The organism is Streptomyces millisiae, assembly GCF_031845425.1.
Lineage (GTDB): Bacteria > Actinomycetota > Actinomycetes > Streptomycetales > Streptomycetaceae > Streptomyces > Streptomyces millisiae.
The window spans coordinates 1-382 of record NZ_JAVREM010000428.1 but is presented as its reverse complement, the minus strand read 5'-3'; the positions used below and the strand labels follow the sequence as shown (position 1 = coordinate 382).

At 66.0% G+C, this 382-nt stretch carries 1 protein-coding gene; it reads left to right on the top strand.

Features of this window, described 5'->3' with window-relative positions; all coding sequences use genetic code 11:
- The coding region (locus RNC47_RS37415; protein WP_311605345.1) for a hypothetical protein at positions 1 to 286 on the top strand (286 nt) is incomplete at its 5' end.
- Positions 287 to 382: the final 96 nt, after the last annotated feature.

Below are 382 nucleotides of genomic sequence, written 5' to 3'. Positions count from 1 at the left end.
CCAGATGGCCGTCGAGGCATTCGTCTGGCGCACCTACGAGCAGACCATCCCGCCCGACGCGGTCGAACTGGACATCAACGGGCACCGGGCCGCGCAGTACTGGATCATGAAGCCCACCGACTGGAACGACCGCTGGTGGATCACCTGCATGATCGCCTTCGACACCAGCTACGGCGTCATCCAGCAGTCGCTGTTCTACTCGCCCGTCCACTCCCCGGACCGGCCCGACTGCCTGCAGACCAACTTGCAGCGAGCCCACGAACTGGCGCCGTACTACAAGTTCTGAGGGCCGCCGCGACCGATCCGTAGCCTGGCCAGGTGAGCACATTCGGCCGGTACGCCGGCAAGGCCGTCAGCAGGATCCTGGGGCTACCACCGCACG